Here is a 21,832-nt window from a genome sequence, read left to right as displayed (position 1 = left end):
CGATCACGTCACACCACGCGCCCGCGGCACGGGGATCCGCCGCAGCAACTCCTCCACGACGTCGGCGGTCCGCACCTGCCGGACCCACATCTCGGGGCGCAGACTGATCCGGTGCGCCATCGCCGGGACGGCCAGCGCCTTGACGTCCTCGGGGATGACGTAGTCGCGGCCTGCCAAAAGGGCGCGGGCGCGGGCCAGCTGCACCAGGTCCAATTCGGCACGCGGGCTGGCACCGACCGCCACCTGCGCGTGCTGACGGCTGGCGACTGCCAGGGACACCACGTACTGCAGGACGTCCTCGTGCACGGTGACCTGCTCCACCGATTCGCGCATCGCCAGGAGCTCACCGGCGTCGACGACGCGTTCGACGGCCGGCTCCGCCGAGCCGCGGTCCAGCCGCCGCCGCAGCATCGACGCCTCGTCCCGTTCGGTCAGATAGCGGAGCTCCAGCCTGATCGCGAACCGGTCGAGTTGCGCCTCGGGCAACGGATAGGTGCCCTCGTACTCGATCGGGTTGTCGGTGGCCAGCACGATGAACGGGTCCGGCAGGGGGTGGGTGACACCGTCGATGCTGACCTGGTGCTCGGCCATCGCCTCCAGCAGAGCGGCCTGGGTCTTGGGCGGTGTGCGGTTGATCTCGTCGGCGAGAAGCAGATTCGCGAAGATCGGCCCGGGCCTGAACTCGAATCGACCGGACTGCATGTCGTAGATGGTCGAGCCGAGCAGATCGGCCGGCAGCAGGTCGGGCGTGAACTGCACCCGCTTGAACTGGCACCCGAGCGCAGCGGCGAAGCACCGGGCGATCAGCGTCTTGCCAAGACCGGGGAGATCCTCGATGAGGACGTGCCCGCCGCTGAGTAGCGCGGTGAGGATCAGCGTGAGCGCAGGGCGCCGGCCGACGACGACGCGCTGGATCTCGTCGAGCACCGCCTCGCTCTGAGCAGCGGTCGTGGTGACCGACTGGGTCATATCGCCTCCAGGCGTTGCAGGGCGTCGTCGAGCACGGCGCGCCCGGGACCGGGTTCTTCGGCTCCGCTGCGCGATACGTTGTCGGGATCCACCCAATACCACAGCTGCTCACCGAACAGGCTGACGGCGGTCGCCCGAAAGGCCTTCGGATCCTTGGCCTTTCGGGATCCCGTCGCGAGTTCGAACTGCCGCGCGAGCATGGGGCGCAGGTACTTGTCCCAGTCCAGCCGGGTCGAGTCGGCGCGCGCGACGAGGATCTCGGTCTTCGATCGCCACCGGCGCAACGACTCGGCCGGATCGCGGGCGCGGGAGTCGTCGACGGTGAACCCGGCGCTGCGCACCAGGAACCAGCGCAGCACCAGGAGGACGACAACGGCGGCCGCGGCACCCGCCCAGAGCACGACGCGCCGGTCGGGGTGCGACAGCGCCATCAGCTGGGCGCCGAGGATCGTCACGAACGCCGCAGCGGCCAGCTTCTTCACGCGTGACTCCGAAGCTCGTCGAGCACGTGGGTGAGGACGGCGACCGCCGCATCACGGTGCCCCTCGTTCATCACGTGCCGGCTGAACCGGGCCTCCTCGAACAGGTCGACAAGTTGAGTCGCACTGTCGGGGGCCAGCGCATGGTGCTCGACCGCGCGAGCCAGCACCTCCGATGCCGTGTCGAAGTCCCGCGGCGCGGCGTCCGGCAGGAGTGACAGCTGCCGCTCCATGGCGGCATAGCACGCGATGATCGCCTTGCGCGGCTCGCGGGTGAGGTCGCCGACCTCCGCCAGCCCGACTTCGGCTGCGCGAGCCAGGGATTCGGATCCGTCCGCCGGGTCGGAGGTCGGGTCGTGCGGCGCGAGTGGGTTGGACCCCGCGGGAGGGGGTCGTCTGCGCGCGGCGATGATCGACCCGACCACGATGACGACGAGGAAGATCACGGTCGCGCCGTAGAAGTACCCGAGCAGATCGGAGCCGCCGTCCGGCTCGGTCGGCAACGTCGACGGAGATCCACTCGCGTCCGGCGCGTCGGCGGCGTCCGGCGTCGCACCGGGAGTGTCCGCATCGCCCGCGGTGCCGCCGCCCAGTTGGCCGAGGAGCACTGAGAGCAGGAGCCAGCCGAGGAGCAGGGCGAACGCAATGATCGCGATCCGCCACGTCGGCCGGCCGCGGTCCCCGCGCAGCCAGTCGGGTCTCGCGGTAACCCGTGGCGGTGCCTCGCCGCGGTGGCGCAGCCGGGTGATCACCGCGACGGCGACGACGGCGACCGCCGCCACCAGCAGCACCATGACGACGACGAGGGCCACCGGGTCGTCGCCAGCGGGTTCGCGCGGAGCGGGTTCGGCGCCTGGGACGTATCCCCGCAGGGCGGCCGCGGCCATGAAGAGGAGCGCGACCAGGACGGTCACGGGAGCGATACTGCGTGTCCTCCCCCGAGGCTGCACCAGGCCGACGCTACGCGACTGCGGCGGTCATGCGCGGGGATCCTCGCGCACGACCGCGACGGCGAACCCGTCCCACCCCTTGGTGCCGACGGTCTGGATCGCCGCGGTGTCCAGTCGCGGGTGCTCGCCCATCATCGCGAACATGTCCTTGACGGCACGGGCTTGGTGGTCGTCGGGCGAAGGATCCAGGACGCGCCCCATGCGAGCGATGTTGTCGATCACGATGACCGCGCCGGGCGTCGCGAGTTCGACGGCCCACTGCACGTAGGCGGCGTTGTTCTCCTTGTCGGCGTCGATGAAGAACATGTCGAACCGGTCACCGCGCTCGGCCAGCCTCGGCAACGTGTCGAGGGCGGCGCCGACGATGATCTCCACGCGGGTCTCGACACCGGCCGCCACCAGGTTGGCCATGGCCACCTCCGCATGTCTGGGCTCGTACTCCAGCGTGACCACGCGACCCCCGAGTCCCACGCCGCGCGCCAGGGCGATCGTGCTGTAGCCGGCCAGGGTGCCGATCTCGAGCACGCGGGTCGCCTTCGTGACCGTGGCCAGCAGCGACAGCAGCTTGCCGTGCTGAGCCGAGACCTCGATCTTCGGCATCCCCGCGGCGTCGGCGGCCGACCGCGCCGCGGCCAGGACGTCGTCCTCGGTGTGCAGCAGCTCGCCGAACATGGCGTCGAGCGCCTGTGGGTCCGCGTCGTTCACCCGATCCACGCTAGCGGGTCCACCTCACCGCACGCCCTCCTTCGCGTAGACCACCCGCAGCACGTGGCCGACCTCCGGACCCATCACCGCCTCGGCCAACTCGCAGAACGCGGCGACGAACGCCGGACCATGCGGCGGCGCCGCCCGGCTGAGGTGGTGGGCGATCTCGTGCAGCACGACCAGTTCTCGCAGCGCCCACGTGCTGTGGCGATCGGGCACCGCGATGGTGGCGACGCTGCGGTCGTACTCGTAGTGCGCGGCGGTGACACCGCGACGGGCCCGCACCGCCAGCGGTTCGGCGGTGGGCCACCGCGTCCGGACGGATGGCAGGCGCGTCACGTCGTCGACGTAGCGCCGGACCGAGTCCACCGAGGCGAACCGCCCCTCCGGGGGGAGGGTCAGCTGCGCACCGAAGAAGTCCACGGACCGACTGCCCCGCTCGGCCGCCCGGTCGAAGAGCGTCCGCACGAACTGCTCTGCGGCGTAGACCTTCGAGCGCTGCGCGTCCCGCGGCATCCGGCCCGTTACCGGTCCAAGGTCTTTCGCGCCCCGGCGAATTCGGTGCTCGGCCCGAGCCGGGCTCGGCGTCCGGCCCGATCACCGGCGCGGCGGGCTGCCGACGAATAGCCCGCCGACGCGCTGGAGGCACGCCAGGTACCCCGCGCCTTCGATGCCTGACGATAGAAGCCCTTCAACTCGAGCTCCTTGTTGCGCAACGCGATTGCCGTTCCCGGCTGCTGATCGCGACCGGTGGTGGCTTCCTGCCTGGCCTCGTCGCGCGCCTCCGACAACCGCTGCCCGATGCGCGCCCCGAACGCCAGGTGAAAGTTCAGGCGTGCCGTGATGGTCGGGGTGGGCCGGTGCGCGCCCGTCGCGATGTAGGCGTCGGACGCCTTCACCATCTGCACCACCAGGCTGGCGTACAGCGCATGGGTGGCGTCGATGTCCTCGGCGAAACCGTAGGCGTAGACGAACGTCGAGTTGGACGCGACGTCGCACTTCACGTCGTTGGCCATCGCGATCGCGACGAACAGTTGGACGTAGGTGCGCAAGCCCTTGCTGCCCGCGTCCCCGATGGTGACCGTGCGTTGGACGGGCGCCTGCGCGGGCGTGCGGCTCGACGCGTGCGCCCTGGCCACGGCGAGGTCGATCGACGTGGTGGTCGCGAGCCGTTGCGCGGCCGACATGAACGCTTCGGCTTCGTGGGCGTTGTCGGTGTTCTCGGCTTGGCGGAGAAGCGCGGCGATCCGCGCCAGCATCTTGTCGTCACTCATGCGCGGATCCGCTCCGCTACTCGCTGGGACCTCATGCGCGGATCCGCTCCGCTACTCGCTGGGACCTCATGCGCGGATCCGCTCCGCTACTCGCTTGTCACTCATGCGCTCAAGTTAGGGCACCAGTACGACTTTGCCGCGGGCGTGCCCGGTCTGCAGATAGCGGTGGGCCTCAGCCGCCTCATCGAGTGGAAACACCCGGTCCACCGTCACGTCCAGCCCGTCCGTCGCCGCGAGCCTGATCAGTTCGACGCGGGCGGCATCCCGGATGGCCTGGCCGCCGTCGGCGCCGGTCAGCGCCGCAATCCCCAGCTCCGCCGCTCGCCCGAAACCGGCGATCGTGGCGATGCGGCTGCGGTCGGCGACGAGTTCGACCGACGTGTCCAGCGCTTCGTCGGTGCCGACCAGGTCCAGCGCCGCGTCGACGGGGCCGATCGCACGCACCCGGTCGGCCAGTCCCTCGCCGTACGCGATCGGTTCGGCACCGTATCCGCGCAGCTGATCGTGCCGCGATGGGCTCGCCGTCGCGATCACCTTCGCGCCGCGCGCCACCGCGAGCTGCACCGCCAACAGCCCCACGCCGCCACTGGCCCCGTGGATCAGCACGGTGTCGCCCGTCCCCACCCGCGTGTTCGTCAACAGGTGCCACGCGGTGCCGCCGGCGAGCAGGAGTCCCGCGGCTTGCTCGAAGCTGAGCGACGGAGGCTTGTGGCCCACGTCAGCGGCGTCGGCGATGACGCGGTCTGCGTAGCCACCGCTGATGTTGGTCACCGCCACCTCGTCACCGACTGTCAGTGGTCCGGTGTATCCCGAGGCGCCGGGCGTGATCTCCGCGACGACACCTGCCACCTCCAACCCGATCGGCATCGGAAGGCTGGCCGGGTCGTTGCCCATCTCGCCGCCGTACAGCTTGTAGTCGACGGGGTTGGTGCCCGCGGCCCGGACGTCGACGTAGACCTGCCCCTCGCCGAGTGCGGGCAGCTCGATGTCTTGCACCGCAAGGACTTCCGGCCCGCCGTAGGCAGTGGCGACCACTGTTCTCGTCATGGGCGCGAGTCTAGTCACTACTTGTCGACGAAGCCGTCGAGCGCGGTCAACAGCTGAGGTGACAGCGGGTCCTGCCTGGCGTAGTTGCCGACGTTGTCGGTCGGGTCGTCGCGCAGCACGTGGTTGACGCCCGTCATCCGGACGACGGTCAGCGCGGTGTGGGCGAGCGAGTCGAAGAGCGGCTGGTCGGCCGGGCACGTCGCCTGGCTGTCGGAGTCAGAACAGGTGGCCAGCACCGGCATACCGGCCGGCAGGGCGGCCGCCGACGTCAGCGGGTCGATGGCGTCGGCCTCGACCACGGCGCCGACGTTGGACGGGTTGAGGATGGCCCCGAGACCCTCGGGCAGCTTCGCGGGCGCGGTCCGTTTGGTGCGTGCCTCGTCGACGGCGGCATTCCACGTCGTCAGCACCTCGTCGGCCTGCTGACGCGTCTTGGCGCCGGCGGCCACGTCGGCGTCGAGTCCGGTCCGCACGCGTCCGGTGATGATGTCGAGGTATCGGCCCGCAAGAGGCTGAAAGAGCCCGAGCGAGTGGATCTTCGGTGCATCGGGTGCGGTGTCGTTGGCCAGCGACATGGCGTGCACGGTGCCCTCCCCGATCGCGTAGACGGAGAGGCCCGCCCGGTCGGTGCCCGGTCGGCCGGCGAGGTCACGGATGGCGGCCTTGGCACCCAGGTCGTAGATCGCGCTGCCGACGTCGGCGGGCCGCAGTGCGTACGGGCCGAGTCCGGTCTTCCCGGTGCCCACCTTGTCGTAGCGCAGGGTGGCGATGCCCTTGCCGGAGAGATACTCCGCGAGGTGTCGCATGTTGCCGACGGGTCCTGCGACCGCATTGTCACCGTTGCGATCGGTATTGCCGCTCTCGGAGATCAGCAGGGCCGCCGGGCCGGGTGCGGCGTCCGCCTGATGCCGGTAGGTGCCGTAGATGGTCAACCCGTCGGCGGTGAAGCTGACGTCGTCCTCGACCCAGCCCTGCCGTTGCGGGGCCGCGTCACCACCACCCCCGGATGAGCAGCCCACGGCGAGCAGCACCACCGCGATCAACCAGAAGAAGCTTCGCGCAACGGTTTTCACAGGTTCACCTCGATCCACGACACCACGTCGTCGAGCACCACTTCGCGCTCGGGCTCGTTGAACACCTCGTGGTACAGCTCGGGGTACACCTTCAGGTTGACGTCAGTCGAGCCGACGCACTCGATCAGTCGGCGGCTGCCGTCGACGGGAATTAGCTTGTCCTGACCACCGTGCACGACGAGAAGCGGCGCCGTCAGCGAGGCGGCGCGTCGAGGCATCGTCTGCCCGACGCGGATCAGCGCCTTGGCGACGCCTGCGGGCAGCTTGCCGTGATGCACCAGCGGATCGGCCTCGTAGGCCGCGACCACTTGCGGATCACGGGACACCGCGCTGGCGGGCAGGTTCTCGACGGGCAGTCCGGGCAGGATGCTGCCGAGCGCGCCGGCGACCCTGATCATCACCGGCGACACGGCGTCCTGGGCGTATACGGCGGGCCCGGATAGCACCATCGCGGCGAAGTCTCCCGCGTGCTCGACGCCGTAGGTGAAGACGACCCCGCCGCCCATGCTGTGGCCGAGCACGACGCGCTTGAGTTCGGGGTGCGCCGCGGTGGCGATCCCGACGAGGTGGTGGAAGTCCGCGGTGTACTCGGAGATGTCCTTGAGGTAGACGCGCTTGCCGCCGGAACGACCGTGTCCGCGGAGATCGAGGGCATAGGTGATCAGCCCGGCCTCGCCGAACCGCTGGGCAACGTGGTCGTATCGACGGGCATGTTCGGCGTAGCCGTGGCAGAGGATCACCACGCCGGTGGCATCGGTGCGCTGTGCTGATCCCCCGTTCGCTCCGCTCCTGCCCTCTGGAGTCCACACGTCGTAGACGATGCGAACTCCGCCGACACCGTCGAAACTGCGTTCGCTGCGGGTGGTGGCCATCAGGGGAGAGTAGCGGGCCGGGCTGAATGACCGGGACGACGACGGTGTCGCCTGTCACACCTTCTCGGTAGGCTCCAATCCGTGAGCGTGCTGGCTGAAAATTTCGACTCGAAGGACGCCTTCCTCGCCGATGCGCAGCGTTACCGGCGGGAACTGTTGGCGCACTGCTACCGCATGACGGGGTCGATTCACGACGCCGAGGACCTGGTCCAGGAAACCTATCTCCGCGCGTGGAAGTCCTATGAGGGGTTCGAAGGGCGATCGTCGATCCGGACCTGGCTGTATCGGATCGCGACCAACGCAAGCCTGACCGCGCTGGAGGGCCGCCAGCGCCGCCCGCTGCCCACCGGACTCGGCGCGCCGAACTCCGACCCCACCGCCGACATCGCCCAGCACCCCGAGGTCACCTGGCTGGAGCCGCTGCCGGACTCGCCGCGCGACCATCCGACCGATCCCTCGGTCATCGTGGAGTCGCGCGAGTCGGTGCGATTGGCGTTCATCGCTGCGCTGCAACATCTTTCACCGCGTCAGCGGGCGGTTTTGGTGCTGCGCGAGGTGCTGCAGTGGAGGGCCGCCGAGGTAGCCGAGGCCATCGGGGTATCCACCGCGGCCGTCAACAGCCTGCTGCAGCGGGCGCGCGCGCAGCTGAACGACGTCCAGCCCAGCCAGGACGACGACATCGCCGAGCCCGAGTCGCCGGAGGCGCAGGAGATGCTGGCGAAGTACATCACCGCGTTCGAGACCTACGACATGGACAAGCTCGTCACGCTGTTCACCGACGAGGCGATCTTCGAGATGCCGCCGTTCGACGGGTGGTACCAGGGGCCGGCGGACATCGTCACGCTGTCGACGGTGCACTGTCCCGCCGAGGGCGCCGGCGACATGCGGTTCGTCGCCACCACCGCGAACGGGCAACCCACCGCGGCGCTGTACATGCTCAACCGCGAGACGGGTGCGCACGAGGCGTTCCAGCTGCACGTGCTGTCCGTCCAACCGGGTGGCATCTCGCATGTGGTGGCCTTCCACGCCGACGCCCAGCTGTTCGACCGCTTCGGTTTGCCCGCCACGCTCTGACCCGCGAGTGGCCACCTATGGCACGCGATCGCCCAGAATCCGTGCGATGAGTGGCCACTCGACGGGGGGTGCTACTTGGGAGGCATCCGGATGCCGCCGTCGACCCGGACCACCTCGGCGTTCATGTACGAGTTCGTGATGAGCTCGACGACCATCGACGCCAACTCCTCGGGCTTGCCGAGGCGGTGCGGGAAGAGCACCGATTCGCCCAGCTTGGCCTTGAACGCCTCGGATGCCTCACCCTCGCCGTAGATCGGGGTGTCGATCAGGCCGGGGGCGACGGTGTTGACGCGGACGCCCACGGCGGAGAGGTCGCGGGCGACCGGCAGGGTCAAGCCGACGACGCCGCCCTTGGACGACGAGTACGCAGCCTGCCCGATCTGCCCGTCGAACGCCGCCACGCTGGTCATGTTGACGATGGCACCCCGCTCGCCGGTGTCGGTGGGCTCATTTCGGCTCATCGCGGTGGCGGCCAGCCGGATGCAGTCGAAGGTGCCGACCAGGTTGATGGCCAGCACCTTCTTGTAGGCGTCGAGGTTGTGCGCCGACGCGAACTCACCGTCCTTGCCGATGGTGCGCTGCGCCCAGCCGATGCCTGCCGAGTTGACCAGCGCCCGCAGTGGGCCCAGATCGGCGGCCGTGTTGACGGCATCTTCGATCTGCTCGGTGTTGGTCACGTCCACGCTGACGAAGACGCCGCCGATCTCGTGGGCGAGTTCCTGCCCGCGATCGGCCTGCAGGTCGGCGACGACGACCCGCGCTCCCCTGTCGGCCAAGAGGCGGGCCGAGGCGGCGCCGATACCCGACGCGCCACCGGTGACGATTGCACTAGCTCCGTTGATGTCCACGACGAACAGATTAAGCCGACGGGTGTTCGCGCTCGCGCAGCCGCTCCAGCACCGTCGACGTCCACCGGCCCACTGCGCGGACATCGGCCGGCCGCATCCCGTCGAACACCATGTCCCGAACCAGCGCGACGTGGCCGGCGGCCGCCGACTCCAGTGCCGCGCGGCCTGCGGTCGTGAGCTCGACGGTGGCACCGCGCCGGTCATCGTCGGCTCCGCGCCTGTCGACGAGGCCCCGCGACCGCATGCGCCGCAATTGGTGGGACAGGCGGCTCTGCTCCCAGCCGAGTCGCTCGCCGAGCTCGTTCACCCGGCACACCTCGCGCTCGTCGAGGGCGACCAATACGTCGTAGTCGGAGAGGGAGAGCCCGCAGTCACGCTGCAGTTGCCGGTTCATCGCGGCCTGCAGCGAGCCACTCATCGCCAGATAGTCGCGCCACACCCCTTGCTGTTCCTCGGAGAGCCACATGGAATATATGACACATCATTTAAGTTGCCGTGTCTAGTGATAGCCACCTAGGCTGGCCATGATCCGCAAGGAGTGATCGCATGACCCCCACCGACACCGTCGACATCCGGCGCGCACAGGATCGTGCCGCCACCAAGATCTCCTGGCTCGACTCCAAGCACTCGTTCTCGTTCGGCGGCAACTACGACCCCGCCAACACTCACCACGGGCTACTGCTGGTCAACAACGACGACTTGGTCAAGCCGGGCAAGGGATTTGACACCCACCCGCACCGCGACATGGAGATCGTCACCTGGGTGCTGCGCGGATCGCTGGTGCACCAGGACTCCACCGGTCACTCCGGTGTCATCTATCCCGGCTTGGCACAACGCATGTCGGCGGGTCGCGGAATCCTGCACTCCGAGAAGAACGACTCGTGGACGCTGACGGGTGACCCCTCGCACTCCGAACCGGTGCACTTCGTGCAGATGTGGGTGGTCCCGGACGAAGCAGGCATCACGCCGGGGTATCAGCAGCTCGAGATCGACGACGAGATGTTGCGCGGTGGTCTGGTGACGATCGCCTCGGGAATGCCCGAGCATGCCGATGACGCCGCCATCACCATCAGCAACAAGTACGCCGCACTGCGCGGTGCGCGGCTGCAACCCGGCGACACCATCGAACTGCCACAGGCGCCGTATCTGCACCTGTTCGTCCCCCGCGGCGAGGTCGTGCTCGAAGGTGCGGGCCCCCTGCACGAAGGCGACGCCGTGCGCTTCACGGCATCGGGCGGCCAGCAAGTGACCGCGACCGAACCCTCCGAAATCCTGGTCTGGGAGATGCATGCGAGCTTGGCTGCAGCGTAAGCGACACCGAACCGCCGCGGCCCTCGGGCTGGTCGGCGTCCTTCTCCTGGCGGGGTGCTCATCGAGCACCCCGCAGGCGTCGGAGTCCACGACGAGTAGCCGCCCGCCTGCGGAGGTGGGCCTCACCGAGGTGACGGTCGACGTGCCCGGCGACCTCGCCGCCGCGCCGTTCGACGAACCGCGAAAGGCATTGGTGCCCAACGGTTGGACGATGTCGGTATGGGCGCGGCTCCCCAAACCCCGCCTGGCGACCTGGGCACCCGACGGCGCCCTGCTGGTGTCGATTCCCAGTGCGGGCCAGGTGGTCCGCATCGAACCATCGGGCCTGGGACCGCAGATGCAGCTACTCGTCAACGGCATGAACCAGCCGCACGGTCTCGCGTTCCAGGGCTCGACGCTCTACATCGCCGAGAGCGATCAGGTCGACGCATTCGACTACGCCGACGCCAAGGCCGCGCCGCTGCGCACCGTCGCCGCAAACCTGCCCGACGCGGGAAGTCCCGACCTGGGCGGCGCCTACGCCCACGCCCTCAAGAGCGTGGCGGTGGGACCCGATGGGGCGGTGTACTTCTCGATCGGGTCGACGGGCAACGTCTCCGCGGAGGACCGTACCGCGACGCCGCAGCGGGCGACCGTCATGCGCGTCCCACCCGGCGGCGGGCCTTATGCCCCCTTCGCGACCGGAGTGCGCAACGGCACCGGGTTGGCGATCGCCCCCGACGGCACGGTGTGGACGGCGGTCAACAACCGCGACAACGTCGAGATCCCCGATGAGGGACCGTCCTACGGCCAGGTGGTGCCCGAGTACGTCAACGACCACCCGCCCGAGTCCGTCGCCAAGCTGACCCCCGGACGCGAATTGGGTTGGCCCTACTGCAATCCCGATGGCGGCCCGACCAACTTACCGCTGATCCGCGACGTCCAGACCAACGCCGACGGGTCCAAGCTCGACTGCGCCGCCCTGCCACCGATCGAGCAGAGCATGGGCGCGCACTCCGCTCCCCTGGGCATGAACTTCGTCGACGGCGCACTGCCCGAGCCGTACGCTCGCGGAGCCCTGGTCGGGGTGCACGGCTCGTGGAATCGCAAACCACCGCGCGCCCCCGAGGTCTCGTTCTTCCCCTGGACGAACGGCACCCTCGGCAATCAGCAGACCTTGGTTGGCGGCTTCCAGGCCGACGACGGATCCCGATGGGGCAGGCCGGTCGCGGCGGTAGTGGGCCCGGACGGCGCCATCTACGTCACCGATGACGCCGCGGATGCCATCTACCGGGTGGCACCTCCCGGTCGCTGAGAGCGACTCCGGCAAACGCTTCTCCGGAGAGCTGACGTCGGTCGATGCGCAATCGTCATTGCGCCGTGACCAAAGTCGACTGTGCGTCCGCTGTGATGGCTGTGAGGGCGTTTTCACGCCGTCCAGCAACTCATCGATGGGGGCCAGCGTGCCAACGACCACAGCGAACGTCCGGCGGTTCGTCGCCTCGGCGACGGTGCTGGCACTCGGTGCGGTGTTGGCGACGATGACGGTCGCCCCCGCCGCACACGCCGCCGACGGACGCGAGCTGCTGGCCAACGCGATGGCGAACACCCGCGGTTCGTACCTCGTCTACAACTTCGGCGGCAACAACCCCGCACCGATGCTGAACGCCGCAGGCAGCTGGTACGAGATGGGCAGCGGCGGCCATCTGATGATCATCAAGTCCGCATCCCAGCGACTCACCCCACGCCTGCTCGTGGACTCCCACACCGGTTACCAGGCCCGGTGCGAGCGCACGCCCGGCGCCCGTACCGGTGAAGGACTCTGGCAGGCCTCGGAGACGTACTCACCGATCCAGGCGTGGAAGGCGTTGGGGCAGCCCACCATTGCGATCAACGCGAACTTCTTCGACGTGCGCGGACAGAAGGGTGGTTCCTGGAAGACGACGGGCTGCAGTTCACCCCTGGGCGCCTACGTCGACACCACCCGCGGCCAGGGCAAGGCCAACGTCCCGCTCACCGGAACCATCGCCTACGCGGGCAAACAGGCGCTGTCGGGCGGCGACGAAGTGTGGACGGCGCTAACCACGATGATCTTGCCGGTCGGCGGCGCCCCCTTCGTGGTGTCACCCCGCGCACCGGACGACTACGACGCCGCCTCACCCGTGATCAAGGACCTGATGGACAAGGGCACCCGATTCGTCGCGGTCAGTGGCCTTGGACTGCTGGCGCCCGGTGACACCGGCCAGCTGAACGACGTCGGCCCCAGCGCCGCCCGCACGGCGATCGGGTACGCCCGCGACCGGGACGAGATGTACGTCTTCCAGGGCGGCAGCTACACCCCAGACCAGATCCAGGACCTCTTCCGGGGACTCGGCAGCGACACCGCCGTCCTGCTGGACGGCGGCGGCTCGTCGGCGATCGTCCTGCGCCGCGACACCGGCGGCATGTGGGCGGGTGCCGGGGTGCCGAAGGGCTCCTGCGACACCATGGAGGTGCTCTGCGACTCGCGTGAGCGAGCCCTCCCGAGTTGGCTCGCCTTCAGCTGACCTCAGGCCGCCGCGTCCGATGCAGCGCCCGCGTCTGACGCGGCGCCCGTGTCCGACGCAGCGCCCGTGTCCGCATCCGCGGTGGCCGGACTTCCGGCGTCGCTGCCCTTCGCAGCGGCGGTGTCCGGCTTGTCGACGGTCTTGGGTGAGAAGTCGTTGGCCGTGTCGCGGGTTTCGTTGGTGATCGGCTTGGCGTGCTTCGGTGGCTTCGTGGTCTCCGCGTCGGTCCCCTCGGCTGCCGCCGGGTCGGCGTCCGCGGCCGGGGTCTGATCAGCGGGGGCGGCCGGGGTTTCGCCCACCGCGTCCACCGCGTCCGGCATCTCGTCGACGGGGTCGGCAGTGGGCGTCGATTCCCGTTGCGCGATGGCATCTTTGGTCTCAGCGCCGCCGGATGATGTCGTACTCTCCGCCGTTGCGATGCCGACCAGCGGGGCGTTGGGTGCGGGAACGTCCCCCGCCGCCGTCTTCGACAGGCTCGACACCGGAGTGGTGGCGGCGAGCGGCGCCGCTAGACCGCCGGTGACACCGCCGAGCAGGTCGCCGCTGAAAAACGCATTGAGCAGGTTGGCGAGGACGTTTGGCGTATTCGGCGTCGGGTTGGGCCCCAGTTCCTTCTGGAATCCGGCGATCAACGCGTTGAACGTGTCGCTCAGCACGAGACCGGGATCGAGGTTCGGGAAGGACAGGAACGGCGTCTCCACGCCCGCCTGCGAGAAGTCCCGGGTGTAGGTGCCGTCGGCGTTTCGGATGACGTTGGAGTAGCCGACGTCGTTGAGGATCCCCAGTGCGGGCGCGAGCGCATTCGCCAGTCGCATCGGGATCTGGGCCAGCGGGCTCAGGCCCACTAGGTTCAGGAAGTCCGACGCCAGGTACAGCGGTTCGAGAAGCGGCAGGGTCGCCGAGTGCAGGGTGAGGTAGATGTTCAGCGCCAGAGCCGAATTGGGGTCGGTCGGATCAATGCCGTCCACCGCGTTCGTGACGCTCTCGAGGAGTTGGCCGGTGAGGCCGTCGAGGTCCAGGTTCAACCCCCGCAGCATGTAGGTCGGCAACAGCGCCGCCGTGAGGTTGTTGACCAGCGTCACGGGATTGGGCCACGCCGCCAGATCCGACAGCGGCTGATACTCGTAGGTGGCGTCCACCAGAATCGGCAGGATGTTCGCATTGCCCAGCGTCACACCGGTTCCGATCACCGGAATCGCGACGCCCGTGCCATCCCCGCTACTGCTGGCCTTGGTCGTCGGGTTGACCGTGTCGATGCCGAACAGGGCGGCCAGTGGACCGAGGCGCGCGAAGGCGCCACCGTCGGGCCGGGCGGGGTTGTTGATCAGGATCAGCGGCAGGATGGTCAGGCTGCCGAGAATCGGATCGGTGCCGAAGACGTGGTTCAGCCCACCGGGTTGCATCGAGAGGTCCGCGAGCACCTTTTGGTATGCCATCGCTGCGGCGAACGCGCCAAGGCCGACGCCGACGGTAGGCGTGACGCGGACGTCGATGACGTCGGGGAGCTGGCTGGTCAGCGGATCGGTGATGCTCGCGATCAACGCCACGAGCGGGGCGAGGAGGGCCGACGCGCCGGGAATGGTGCTCTCCTGCAGCCGGCCCAGCAGCTCGTCCAGGACGCCGTCCAGGCCCAAGCGCGCGTACTCCGTCCCGTTGATCGCGTTGGCCACCGAATTGGGCAGCGCGGGCACCCAACCGAGATCCAGGCCAAACAGCTTCAGCGCGGTGAACGTCGGGCCCGCGGTGACGACGTTCACGCCGGGGACGTCCAAGCCGCCGAGGTTCAGCGGATCGGCGAGGTTGAGGCCGAGCAGCGCCAGGACCCCGGTCAACGCGCCGTTGGTGACTTCGTCGACTCCCAACAGGTCCAGGATGCTGGTCAGGAGGGCGAGATCTCCGCCGCTGAGCTGGTCGAGGACGGGGCCCAGCACGGGCACGTCGAGGGAGAGGCTGGCCAAGATCCCTGGCAGTAGGTTCGCCGGCAGATCGGCGAGCAGCCCGGTCAAGAGGCTTTGCGGATCGACCCCAGCGGCCTGCGCGAACGCCGACAGGTTGATCCCGTTGACGACCGCCCTGATGACCACGTCGGCCAACGCCTGCCCGCCGTCGTAGACGGCGGTACCCAGCCCACCGGTGATGTCGGGTACCTGATCGTGGTTGGGTAGCAACCTTACGGCGGCGGCCAGATCGACGTTCTCGGCGGTGACGCGGTTGATGGGCACGGGGGGCGGTTCGACGCCGACCGTCAGGGCCGTGGCAGTCGCTGTGGCGGCGCTGAACAACGCCACGCTCATCCGACGCCGCTTTCTGGTGCGGTGCATACCCGCCATCTGACCTGTCCTTTCCACGCGGATGTGCGCTGAGTCACAAGACGCTAACATCTACGGACGCGGCAAATTGCACATTGCTGGCCATCACCGCGGGCCGGCCGTCTAGTACTCGGTTTCGTCAATTCACCGTGCCACCAGGCCATTCCGAGATTGACGCGCACGCAAATTTTAGACATCGTGAGCAACTAAGGCCACCTATGTAAGCTCGCGTCCGGCTACTGCACCCGACGCGCAATTTGCCAGCCGTGCGAACCCCTGCACATCTGCGTGCACCTGGCCGGACCCACCACCGGCTATGAATCAGCTGTCAGTGCGCCGACGATTGCCGCCGACGTCGACTCGAGGTAGCTGGAGCCGAACAGCACGACGTGCGCCAGTAGCGGGAACAGTTGGTGCAGACCCACCCGCTGCCGCCAGCCGGCGCGCAGTGGGCGCTCGGCGAGATATCCGGCCAGCACCGCGTCGTGGTGCGGGCAGCCGAAGAGTGCGAGCATGGCCAGATCGGTCTCCCCATGTCCGCCGTGGGCGGCCGGATCGATGAGGACCGCCCCCTCGGAGGTCCACATGACGTTGCCGCTCCACAGATCGCCGTGTACGCGCGCCGGGGCGGTGTCGTCGTCGAAGTCACCGTCCCGGCAACGGCTCATGACGCGTTGGAGCGCGTCCCTGGTGCGACCGCCCAACTGCACTCCGGCCAGCTCGGCCATCGGCGCCAGCCGAGTGTCGGCGTAGAACTCGCCCCACCGGGCGCATGCGTTCAGCTCCATCGGCAGAGGATGGCTCATCGGGCCGAAGTAACCGGGGCCCGAGAATCCGTCGGGCGGCGCCCCGAACGCGGTCGCCCCCGCGGCGTGCGTGCGGGCCAGCCGGCGACCAAAGTCGTAGGCGTGCCCGCGCTGGGGTTCCACTGAGTGCAGCCGTTGCAGCGTCAGGGTGGTGGCATCGTGATCGATCACCCGCACGCACGGCACGCCGGCCACCGCAGCGTCCAGCCACCGCAGCCCGGCGGCCTCGCACGTGAAGAAGTCCCTTGGCGCGTTCGGGTTTCGCTTGACGTAGTCGTCCACCGCCGGGGTCTTACGGCCGAGCCTCGTTGACGACCGACGCCTTCTTCGCGGGACCGAACGCGAAGATCGCCGCACTCGACGCCACCACCGCTGCCGCGATGCCGATCACGGGGGCCACCGTCCATCGACTCAGGGTGGCCCCGATGACGGCGCCGCTGCACATGGTGAGGATGACGCCGTAGCGCAGTTTCTCCCGCTGGCCCGTCCCGCCCGCGAGTCTGCTGTCGAAACCGATGCCGACGATGGTCTGCGTCAACACCGTCGTGCTGAGTTCCTGCACACCGAACTGCCGCGCGGTGGCGTTCTGGATGCCGAAGGCGACGGCGAGCCCCGCGATCAGGATGAGCCGCCCCCCACCGTGGTACTGCAGCACCCCGGCGCCCGCCAGTATCGAAAGACTGGACAGGGTAACCACTTCGAGGCCGAAGGTGACGACCAGCCAGCGACGGACCCTGGCGTCGAGGTGCCGGGCGAGCCGGCCACCGACCACGGCGCCGGTGACGAAGCTGATGAACGCCACCACTGCGGCGGCCATGTCGACGCCGGAGTGGTCCACGAACCAGAAGCCCAGGAAGATCACATTGCCCGTCATGTTCGCCACGAAGACATGCCCCAAGACCAGAACGCTGACGGCGTCGACCAAGCCGGTGGCGAACGTCAGCAACAACAGCGCGGTGACCGTCAGACGTTGCGATACAGGGGATTCGACGGCCATCGGAGCGGTCTACAGCCGCGGTGTGAGGTCTAGCTTCGTGACGGCGACCATCTGGGTGATCAGCCACCGGTCGTCCTGCGGCTTCATCGTCAGGCGATAGGACAGATAGCGCAGCGAGGGGATGCCCTTGGTCACGGGACTGGTCGCCACGGAGTTGGTGTACACGATCGCGGTGGCCTCCGTCGGCGTCAGCGTCTCGACCGCCGCCCCGAGGACCTGGGTGTTGTTCGTGACCTGGGCCTGCTTGTTCGGTGCGACGATCGCATCGATGTAGCGCTTGTAGTCCGAGGCGAAGTCGCCACCGAGGTACTTCGCCGACCGGTCCGGCAGCTTGTCCATGTCCTCGGGCGTGTAAGTCCACAGGGTGGTGATGGCGCTCGCCGCGGTCTCGGCGATGACGAACTTGGTGTGCACCGCGGCCCGGTCGGCCAGGTAGGGCTGCAGCGTCGCACCCGCGAACGCGGCGGCGGCGACGAACAAGGCGCCCGCAGCCACCGCAGCGATCTTCAGCCCCCGGCCGGCGGTCCGATGCGGCACCAGCACCGCGGCCGGGTCGACGGGGTCGACGGGGTCGGCCGGGTCGACGGGTGCCTCCACCTCGGCGACGGCCTTGCCGCGTCGCCACGGCAGGCGGCGGCGCGGGCGCTCGACGTCTGCATCGGGCGCCGCGTCGCTTGCCTCGTCGGGCGTCTCGTCGGTCGTCTCGATGGGAGCCGGGTCCGGGGCTGGGTCTTCGTCGGTGACCGGCTCGACCGCCGGACTCTCGGCGTCCTCGGTCTGATCGACATGCGCCACCTTGTGCCGCGGCAACCGGTGGCGATTGCGCGCCGCCTTGCCCTGCGGGACGGAGGCGTCGGCAGCGTCGGTGGTCAGATCACTTGAATCAGCTGACTGATCTTCCACTGCTGTCCCTCCTCGATAGTCGTTACCACCCAACGTGTTCCGCTTTCGATGGGGGTCTTGCCGTCCGGGCCCGTCGACTTGACGTTGGTGGCCACCAGGATGTCGGCACTGCCGTTGTCGTTCCACCGTTGCACGCCGGCCTCCTGCACGACGCCGGTGGTGGGTTCGGCACGCGCGACCTGGACGGCGATTTCGTTCAGCTTTTCCTTGAACGACTTCTGGAAGTCGCCCGTCGCCTGCGCCAGGATCCGGTCCGCATAGTCGTTCGCGTGGAACGGATCCAGTGAGGTGTACTCCGTCATGAAGCCACGGACGTAGAAGAGCGCCGAGGCGTCCCTGGCCTCCGTGCGGTCGTAGCTCACATGCCCGGCGAGGGTGAAGATGCTGCCCGCGATCGCGACGGCCGCGAGCACGAAGGCGAGGATGGCGGTCAGCGGAAGGCCCCACCGCAGCGGAACCTTCGACTCGGTCGCGTTCGCGGCGAAGAAGTTGCGGGCCTGCTCGTCGACCTTGCGTCGCGGGCTCATCGTCCGGGCTCCCTTCCCGGGGGCGGCGGCTGGGGTGGCTGCGGCGGCTGTGGCGGTTGCGGACCCGCCTGGCTCTGGCCCGTCAGCGGCTTCTTGAGCACGGTGAGAACGGCGACCTGCCAACGGCCGTCGGCCTTCTCGAAGTCCGCCCGCACCGTCGCGGTGATGAACTTCAGGTTGTTCGGGTCGGACCCACGTTGGCCCTGCAGCGCCAGCAGCATCGCCGCCCGGTCCGTGGTCGCCGAGAGCACTGCACTGCTGACCGCCCAGTACTCGTTGTCGGTGACCCCCGACTTCTGCACGGCCTGTTGCTGTTGTACGAGCTGCGGACGGTAGCCGTCGGTGGCCATCGTCTGCGCTCTGGCGAAGTCTTCGACTACGGTCTGGCTGCCGTAGCTCAGCAGCTGCTCCACGATGCGCGGTCCCTGCTCGGCGATCTCGGTTCTGGCCTGTTCGAGCGCGCGATCCTGCCGGTACACCTGCAGATAGCCCAGCCCGCTCGCCGCCGCGCCCACCACGGCCGCGGCGACCAGCACACCGGCGGTGATGCGCCGCACGTCGCGACGAGGTGCGTCACCGGCTCCGACCACGCGAACTTCGGTGCGCGCCAACAGGTCTGCGAACGTCCGGTGACGCTTGTCCCCCAGCGGCCACAGCCATCCGACGCACAGCGCCGCGGTGTCTAGCAGATGGGCCAGGTCACGCGCGAACAACCGCACGCTGCCCACGCCCTCACCACTGGACGCCGTCACGCGTATTCCGAAGACTGCGCGGCCCATGGTCCATCCGATGAGCGGCGGTAGTAGCCACCGGTTCACGAGCGTGGCCAGCACGGCCACCGCCAGGATCCCCATGAATACCCACCACAGCCAGCTGCCGACGGACGTGGCGTAGGCGAGCACGGCCACCGTCGTGATCACGGCGGCCCCGGGAAGGACGTCCAGTGCGATCGCCCCGGCCCGCGCCGGCCAGGAGGCACACCGGATCGCGGTCTCCTCCGCCGTACGGACGTCGGCGTCTTCGTCGAGCAGTGCCGTCACGAGGTGACCTGATCCAGTCTGTTGATCTTGTAGGTGCCGTCGGCGGGCGCCATGTTGACCCGGAGTCGGTAGCCCTGCTCCTGATCGGCGGCCTGCGAATTCGACACCTTCACCCGGAGAGCGACGAGGACGTCGACCGACCCGTCCTCGTTGTGCTTCTCGACCGCCCCGCGCATGTCGGAGACCTGCACCGACACGTTCGCGGCCTGGTATGCCTCGACCAGCATGCTGGCGAACAGGTTGGCCTGCACGCCGAAGTCGCCGGTCGCGCACTCGATGACCTTGGTCTGGCTAGCGGTCATGGCCGCCACGTCCGGGGCCTGGGTGGCCGCGACGCAGTCCTTGGCCCTGGCGAGCGCGAGCGCGTCCTCCTGCGCGATGTCCTTGCTCTGGTCGTGGGACTTGAGCGCGAAATAACCGCCCACCGCCACACCCGCGGTCGTGAGGAGCAACGCCAGACAGATGGCTACCAGCCAACCGCGTCCGAGCCGCTCGGGGCGGCGCGTCAGTTCTTCGGATTGAGCGTCGGGTTCCTCCGACGCGTCGGGTTCGCGAGGGATGTCTTCGGGGTTCAGCCGGCTGGCGCCAGCATCTCCTTCCATCCGTTTTCTCCTGGATCACTTGAGTTGGTGACGGAGTACTGAACTCCGTCGGGTCCGACGACTTGGCCGTTGGACGGGGTGTAGACCGCGGCAGGGCCTGCTGCCGGAGTGTAGATGCATGGATTGGGCTGCTGGCCACTGCAGGCGACCGTGCCCTGGCCAGGGGCCGTAAGCGGGTCACTCAGCGGCGACGGTCGCGGCGGCAACTGATCGGCGGGCAACGGGTTCAGCCCGTTGTTGATCGTCGGAGCAGGTACCACGTAACCGGGCTTCACCGGTTGGTCGCAGCGCGCCCCAGCCGCAGGACACGTCAGGATCTGGTTCGGGTCGCCGTACCAGGGGTTGGTCCCGAGCGGCTCGTAGGGCGTGTTGCTCCGGCACTCCTCCGGCGTGGCCGCACGCTTACCCGGCACGTCCGCACACGGGTAGTTACGCGCTCCTCGGACGACATTGCCCTGGAAGTCCTTCGGGATCTTGCAGTACAGCCCATCCGGTAGCGGCTGCGTGCTGGTGTCCGCGGGCGACCGCCATTGCGCGGCCGGCAGGAAGCCCGTGAGGCAGGGTGGCGGCTGGTTGATCGACAGCCCAAAGTGCAGCAGACCCTCCCCCGGGAAGATGGTGCCCGCCTGGGCGACCGTTGCACCCTGGGGCAGGATCACCAACGCCTGTTCGAGACCCTTGTTGTAGCGCTTCAGCAGGTCGGCCACGATCGCGATGTTCGCGATCGTCTGCGGCAGCGCTTCGCGCACGTCGCCGAACACCGCGTTGAGCTGATCCGCCGTCGGCGCGGCCTGCTGCAACCCGCTGCGCAATGCCTGGTCCTGCTCGGCGGTCTGCGACGTGATGGTGTTCAGGTTGCGCGTCCACTGCGAGATCGCATCACCCGACTGAACCTGGCTGTCCAGAATCGGCGTGAGGTTGTTGACGATGTCGTTCACCGGCCCCAGGTTGTCCTTGAGGTCGCTCGCGATGGCCGACGTCGACTCCACCAATCGCTGCAGGGCGGGGCCGAGACCGCCGATCGCCTCAGACGTCTCGGTCAACAGTGAGTCGATCTTCTCCCTTGGCAGGGCATCGAGACCATTGTTGGCGGCGTCCAGCGCGGGCCCGACCTCGGCCGGCACCGTGCTGTTGGTGATCGTCGATCCCGCGGCCAGGTACTGCCCCGGCTTGTCCGACGTCGACACCAGGTCCAGGTACTGCTCACCGATGGCGGACACGGAGTGCACGTTCGCGCTGGCGTCGGCGGGAATCTTGTAGTTGCTGTCAATGCTCATGGTGGCGAGCACGCCGCGCTCGGTGGGCCGGACGTCGGTCACCTTGCCGATCTGCGTGCCGAGGTAGGTCACGTTGGCCGTCGAGTAGAGGCCACCCGATCGGGGCAGCTCCGCCTTCAACTCGTACTGCCCGATCCCGACCACACTCGGCAACCGCAGGTAGTACACGCCGAGTACGGCCAGCGCGATGACCGTCAGGATGGAGAAGACCACCAACTGAATCTTGACGAAGCGGGTCAGCATC

Annotated in this window: 23 protein-coding genes; 4 read left to right on the top strand and 19 right to left on the bottom strand. The window is 68.7% G+C overall.

From position 1 onward, the window contains the following. Nucleotides 1-3: 3 nt before the first annotated feature. From QUE68_RS00880 to QUE68_RS00840, 9 genes are all read right to left on the bottom strand, one after another. Complete coding sequence (locus QUE68_RS00880) at nucleotides 4-969, bottom strand: AAA family ATPase (protein ID WP_286275012.1); 966 nt, start codon at nucleotides 967-969, stop codon at nucleotides 4-6. Beyond that, a complete protein-coding gene (locus QUE68_RS00875) occupies nucleotides 966-1,451 on the bottom strand; it encodes a hypothetical protein (protein WP_284232153.1) in 486 nt (161 codons plus the stop codon). The genes QUE68_RS00880 and QUE68_RS00875 overlap by 4 nt, the downstream gene beginning before the upstream one ends. Then, on the bottom strand, nucleotides 1,448-2,362 hold the full coding sequence (locus QUE68_RS00870) for a DUF4129 domain-containing protein (RefSeq protein WP_284224084.1): 915 nt from the start codon (nucleotides 2,360-2,362) through the stop codon (nucleotides 1,448-1,450). Before QUE68_RS00870 ends, QUE68_RS00875 begins: the two co-directional genes overlap by 4 nt. 63 nt (nucleotides 2,363-2,425) lie before the next feature. After that, complete coding sequence (locus tag QUE68_RS00865) at nucleotides 2,426-3,070, bottom strand: O-methyltransferase (RefSeq protein ID WP_454786329.1); 645 nt, start codon at nucleotides 3,068-3,070, stop codon at nucleotides 2,426-2,428. A 57-nt stretch (nucleotides 3,071-3,127) separates the two neighbouring features. Then, on the bottom strand, nucleotides 3,128-3,619 hold the full coding sequence (locus QUE68_RS00860; RefSeq protein ID WP_284224082.1) for a TIGR04338 family metallohydrolase: 492 nt from the start codon (nucleotides 3,617-3,619) through the stop codon (nucleotides 3,128-3,130). A gap of 8 nt (nucleotides 3,620-3,627) precedes the next feature. Then, a complete protein-coding gene (locus QUE68_RS00855; RefSeq protein ID WP_284224081.1) occupies nucleotides 3,628-4,377 on the bottom strand; it encodes a DUF2786 domain-containing protein in 750 nt (249 codons plus the stop codon). 114 nt (nucleotides 4,378-4,491) lie between these two features. Further along, a complete protein-coding gene (locus QUE68_RS00850) occupies nucleotides 4,492-5,424 on the bottom strand; it encodes an NADP-dependent oxidoreductase (protein ID WP_284224080.1) in 933 nt (310 codons plus the stop codon). Nucleotides 5,425-5,441: 17 nt separating this feature from the next. Further along, complete coding sequence (locus tag QUE68_RS00845) at nucleotides 5,442-6,497, bottom strand: alpha/beta fold hydrolase (RefSeq protein WP_454786198.1); 1,056 nt, start codon at nucleotides 6,495-6,497, stop codon at nucleotides 5,442-5,444. Next, nucleotides 6,494-7,369, bottom strand: a complete 876-nt coding sequence (locus QUE68_RS00840) for an alpha/beta hydrolase (protein WP_284224079.1) — start codon at nucleotides 7,367-7,369, stop codon at nucleotides 6,494-6,496. The genes QUE68_RS00845 and QUE68_RS00840 overlap by 4 nt, the downstream gene beginning before the upstream one ends. Before the next feature lie 51 nt (nucleotides 7,370-7,420). On the opposite strand from QUE68_RS00840, the gene QUE68_RS00835 reads away from it, so the two are divergent. Beyond that, a complete protein-coding gene (locus QUE68_RS00835; RefSeq protein ID WP_284230552.1) occupies nucleotides 7,421-8,443 on the top strand; it encodes a sigma-70 family RNA polymerase sigma factor in 1,023 nt (340 codons plus the stop codon). Nucleotides 8,444-8,514: 71 nt separating this feature from the next. On the opposite strand, the gene QUE68_RS00830 is transcribed toward QUE68_RS00835, so the two are convergent. After that, nucleotides 8,515-9,291 carry an SDR family NAD(P)-dependent oxidoreductase gene (locus QUE68_RS00830; RefSeq protein WP_284224078.1) on the bottom strand — a complete coding sequence of 259 codons (777 nt, stop codon included), beginning with the start codon at nucleotides 9,289-9,291 and terminating at the stop codon, nucleotides 8,515-8,517. Between the two features lie 10 nt (nucleotides 9,292-9,301). Beyond that, a complete protein-coding gene (locus QUE68_RS00825; protein WP_284230550.1) occupies nucleotides 9,302-9,766 on the bottom strand; it encodes a MarR family winged helix-turn-helix transcriptional regulator in 465 nt (154 codons plus the stop codon). Nucleotides 9,767-9,837: 71 nt separating this feature from the next. Between QUE68_RS00825 and QUE68_RS00820 the strand changes: the two genes are divergently transcribed. The 3 genes from QUE68_RS00820 to QUE68_RS00810 all read left to right on the top strand — a co-directional run bounded on the left by QUE68_RS00820 (nucleotide 9,838) and on the right by QUE68_RS00810 (nucleotide 13,127). After that, nucleotides 9,838-10,602, top strand: a complete 765-nt coding sequence (locus QUE68_RS00820; protein WP_284224077.1) for a pirin family protein — start codon at nucleotides 9,838-9,840, stop codon at nucleotides 10,600-10,602. Continuing rightward, nucleotides 10,580-11,896, top strand: a complete 1,317-nt coding sequence (locus QUE68_RS00815; RefSeq protein ID WP_284224076.1) for a PQQ-dependent sugar dehydrogenase — start codon at nucleotides 10,580-10,582, stop codon at nucleotides 11,894-11,896. The genes QUE68_RS00820 and QUE68_RS00815 overlap by 23 nt, the downstream gene beginning before the upstream one ends. 148 nt (nucleotides 11,897-12,044) lie before the next feature. Further along, nucleotides 12,045-13,127: a phosphodiester glycosidase family protein gene (locus tag QUE68_RS00810; protein ID WP_454786197.1), complete on the top strand. Its 1,083-nt coding sequence runs from the start codon at nucleotides 12,045-12,047 to the stop codon at nucleotides 13,125-13,127. A gap of 2 nt (nucleotides 13,128-13,129) precedes the next feature. On the opposite strand, the gene QUE68_RS00805 is transcribed toward QUE68_RS00810, so the two are convergent. From QUE68_RS00805 to QUE68_RS00770, 8 genes are all read right to left on the bottom strand, one after another. Beyond that, on the bottom strand, nucleotides 13,130-15,421 hold the full coding sequence (locus QUE68_RS00805) for a hypothetical protein (RefSeq protein WP_284224074.1): 2,292 nt from the start codon (nucleotides 15,419-15,421) through the stop codon (nucleotides 13,130-13,132). Nucleotides 15,422-15,750: 329 nt separating this feature from the next. Then, nucleotides 15,751-16,524, bottom strand: coding sequence for a fructosamine kinase family protein (locus QUE68_RS00800; protein ID WP_284224073.1), 774 nt, complete (start codon nucleotides 16,522-16,524; stop codon nucleotides 15,751-15,753). Nucleotides 16,525-16,534: 10 nt separating this feature from the next. Next, nucleotides 16,535-17,239 (bottom strand): YoaK family protein, encoded by a 705-nt coding sequence (locus tag QUE68_RS00795; protein ID WP_284224072.1) that lies wholly within the window; start codon nucleotides 17,237-17,239, stop codon nucleotides 16,535-16,537. Between the two features lie 9 nt (nucleotides 17,240-17,248). Beyond that, nucleotides 17,249-18,142 carry a mammalian cell entry protein gene (locus QUE68_RS00790; RefSeq protein WP_284232151.1) on the bottom strand — a complete coding sequence of 298 codons (894 nt, stop codon included), beginning with the start codon at nucleotides 18,140-18,142 and terminating at the stop codon, nucleotides 17,249-17,251. Further along, nucleotides 18,109-18,669, bottom strand: a complete 561-nt coding sequence (locus tag QUE68_RS00785; protein ID WP_284224070.1) for a mammalian cell entry protein — start codon at nucleotides 18,667-18,669, stop codon at nucleotides 18,109-18,111. The genes QUE68_RS00790 and QUE68_RS00785 overlap by 34 nt, the downstream gene beginning before the upstream one ends. Further along, the gene (locus QUE68_RS00780; RefSeq protein WP_454786411.1) at nucleotides 18,666-19,709 is read right to left on the bottom strand and encodes an RDD family protein; all 1,044 of its coding nucleotides are present in this window, start codon (nucleotides 19,707-19,709) and stop codon (nucleotides 18,666-18,668) included. Before QUE68_RS00780 ends, QUE68_RS00785 begins: the two co-directional genes overlap by 4 nt. Then, nucleotides 19,706-20,311, bottom strand: a complete 606-nt coding sequence (locus tag QUE68_RS00775; RefSeq protein ID WP_284232149.1) for a hypothetical protein — start codon at nucleotides 20,309-20,311, stop codon at nucleotides 19,706-19,708. The genes QUE68_RS00780 and QUE68_RS00775 overlap by 4 nt, the downstream gene beginning before the upstream one ends. Beyond that, nucleotides 20,281-21,831 (bottom strand): MCE family protein, encoded by a 1,551-nt coding sequence (locus tag QUE68_RS00770; RefSeq protein WP_284224068.1) that lies wholly within the window; start codon nucleotides 21,829-21,831, stop codon nucleotides 20,281-20,283. Before QUE68_RS00770 ends, QUE68_RS00775 begins: the two co-directional genes overlap by 31 nt. Between the last annotated feature and the right edge of the window lies 1 nt (nucleotide 21,832).

The organism is Mycolicibacterium sp. TUM20985, assembly GCF_030295745.1.
Lineage (GTDB): Bacteria > Actinomycetota > Actinomycetes > Mycobacteriales > Mycobacteriaceae > Mycobacterium.
The sequence above is the reverse complement of the archived record's forward strand: the minus strand, read 5'-3'. Positions and strand labels throughout refer to the sequence as shown.

What these genes read in the sequence shown, in the direction of transcription:
- QUE68_RS00770 (WP_284224068.1), bottom strand. Translation starts at nt 21,831, where the DNA reads ATGCTGACCCGCTTCGTCAAGATTCAGTTGGTGGTCTTCTCCATCCTG.
- QUE68_RS00795 (WP_284224072.1), bottom strand. Translation starts at nt 17,239, where the DNA reads ATGGCCGTCGAATCCCCTGTATCGCAACGTCTGACGGTCACCGCGCTG.
- QUE68_RS00805 (WP_284224074.1), bottom strand. Translation starts at nt 15,421, where the DNA reads ATGAGCGTGGCGTTGTTCAGCGCCGCCACAGCGACTGCCACGGCCCTG.
- QUE68_RS00850 (WP_284224080.1), bottom strand. Translation starts at nt 5,424, where the DNA reads ATGACGAGAACAGTGGTCGCCACTGCCTACGGCGGGCCGGAAGTCCTT.
- QUE68_RS00775 (WP_284232149.1), bottom strand. Translation starts at nt 20,311, where the DNA reads ATGGAAGGAGATGCTGGCGCCAGCCGGCTGAACCCCGAAGACATCCCT.
- QUE68_RS00860 (WP_284224082.1), bottom strand. Translation starts at nt 3,619, where the DNA reads ATGCCGCGGGACGCGCAGCGCTCGAAGGTCTACGCCGCAGAGCAGTTC.
- QUE68_RS00855 (WP_284224081.1), bottom strand. Translation starts at nt 4,377, where the DNA reads ATGAGTGACGACAAGATGCTGGCGCGGATCGCCGCGCTTCTCCGCCAA.
- QUE68_RS00880 (WP_286275012.1), bottom strand. Translation starts at nt 969, where the DNA reads ATGACCCAGTCGGTCACCACGACCGCTGCTCAGAGCGAGGCGGTGCTC.
- QUE68_RS00865 (WP_454786329.1), bottom strand. Translation starts at nt 3,070, where the DNA reads ATGTTCGGCGAGCTGCTGCACACCGAGGACGACGTCCTGGCCGCGGCG.
- QUE68_RS00785 (WP_284224070.1), bottom strand. Translation starts at nt 18,669, where the DNA reads ATGAGCCCGCGACGCAAGGTCGACGAGCAGGCCCGCAACTTCTTCGCC.
- QUE68_RS00815 (WP_284224076.1), top strand. Translation starts at nt 10,580, where the DNA reads ATGCGAGCTTGGCTGCAGCGTAAGCGACACCGAACCGCCGCGGCCCTC.
- QUE68_RS00840 (WP_284224079.1), bottom strand. Translation starts at nt 7,369, where the DNA reads ATGGCCACCACCCGCAGCGAACGCAGTTTCGACGGTGTCGGCGGAGTT.
- QUE68_RS00820 (WP_284224077.1), top strand. Translation starts at nt 9,838, where the DNA reads ATGACCCCCACCGACACCGTCGACATCCGGCGCGCACAGGATCGTGCC.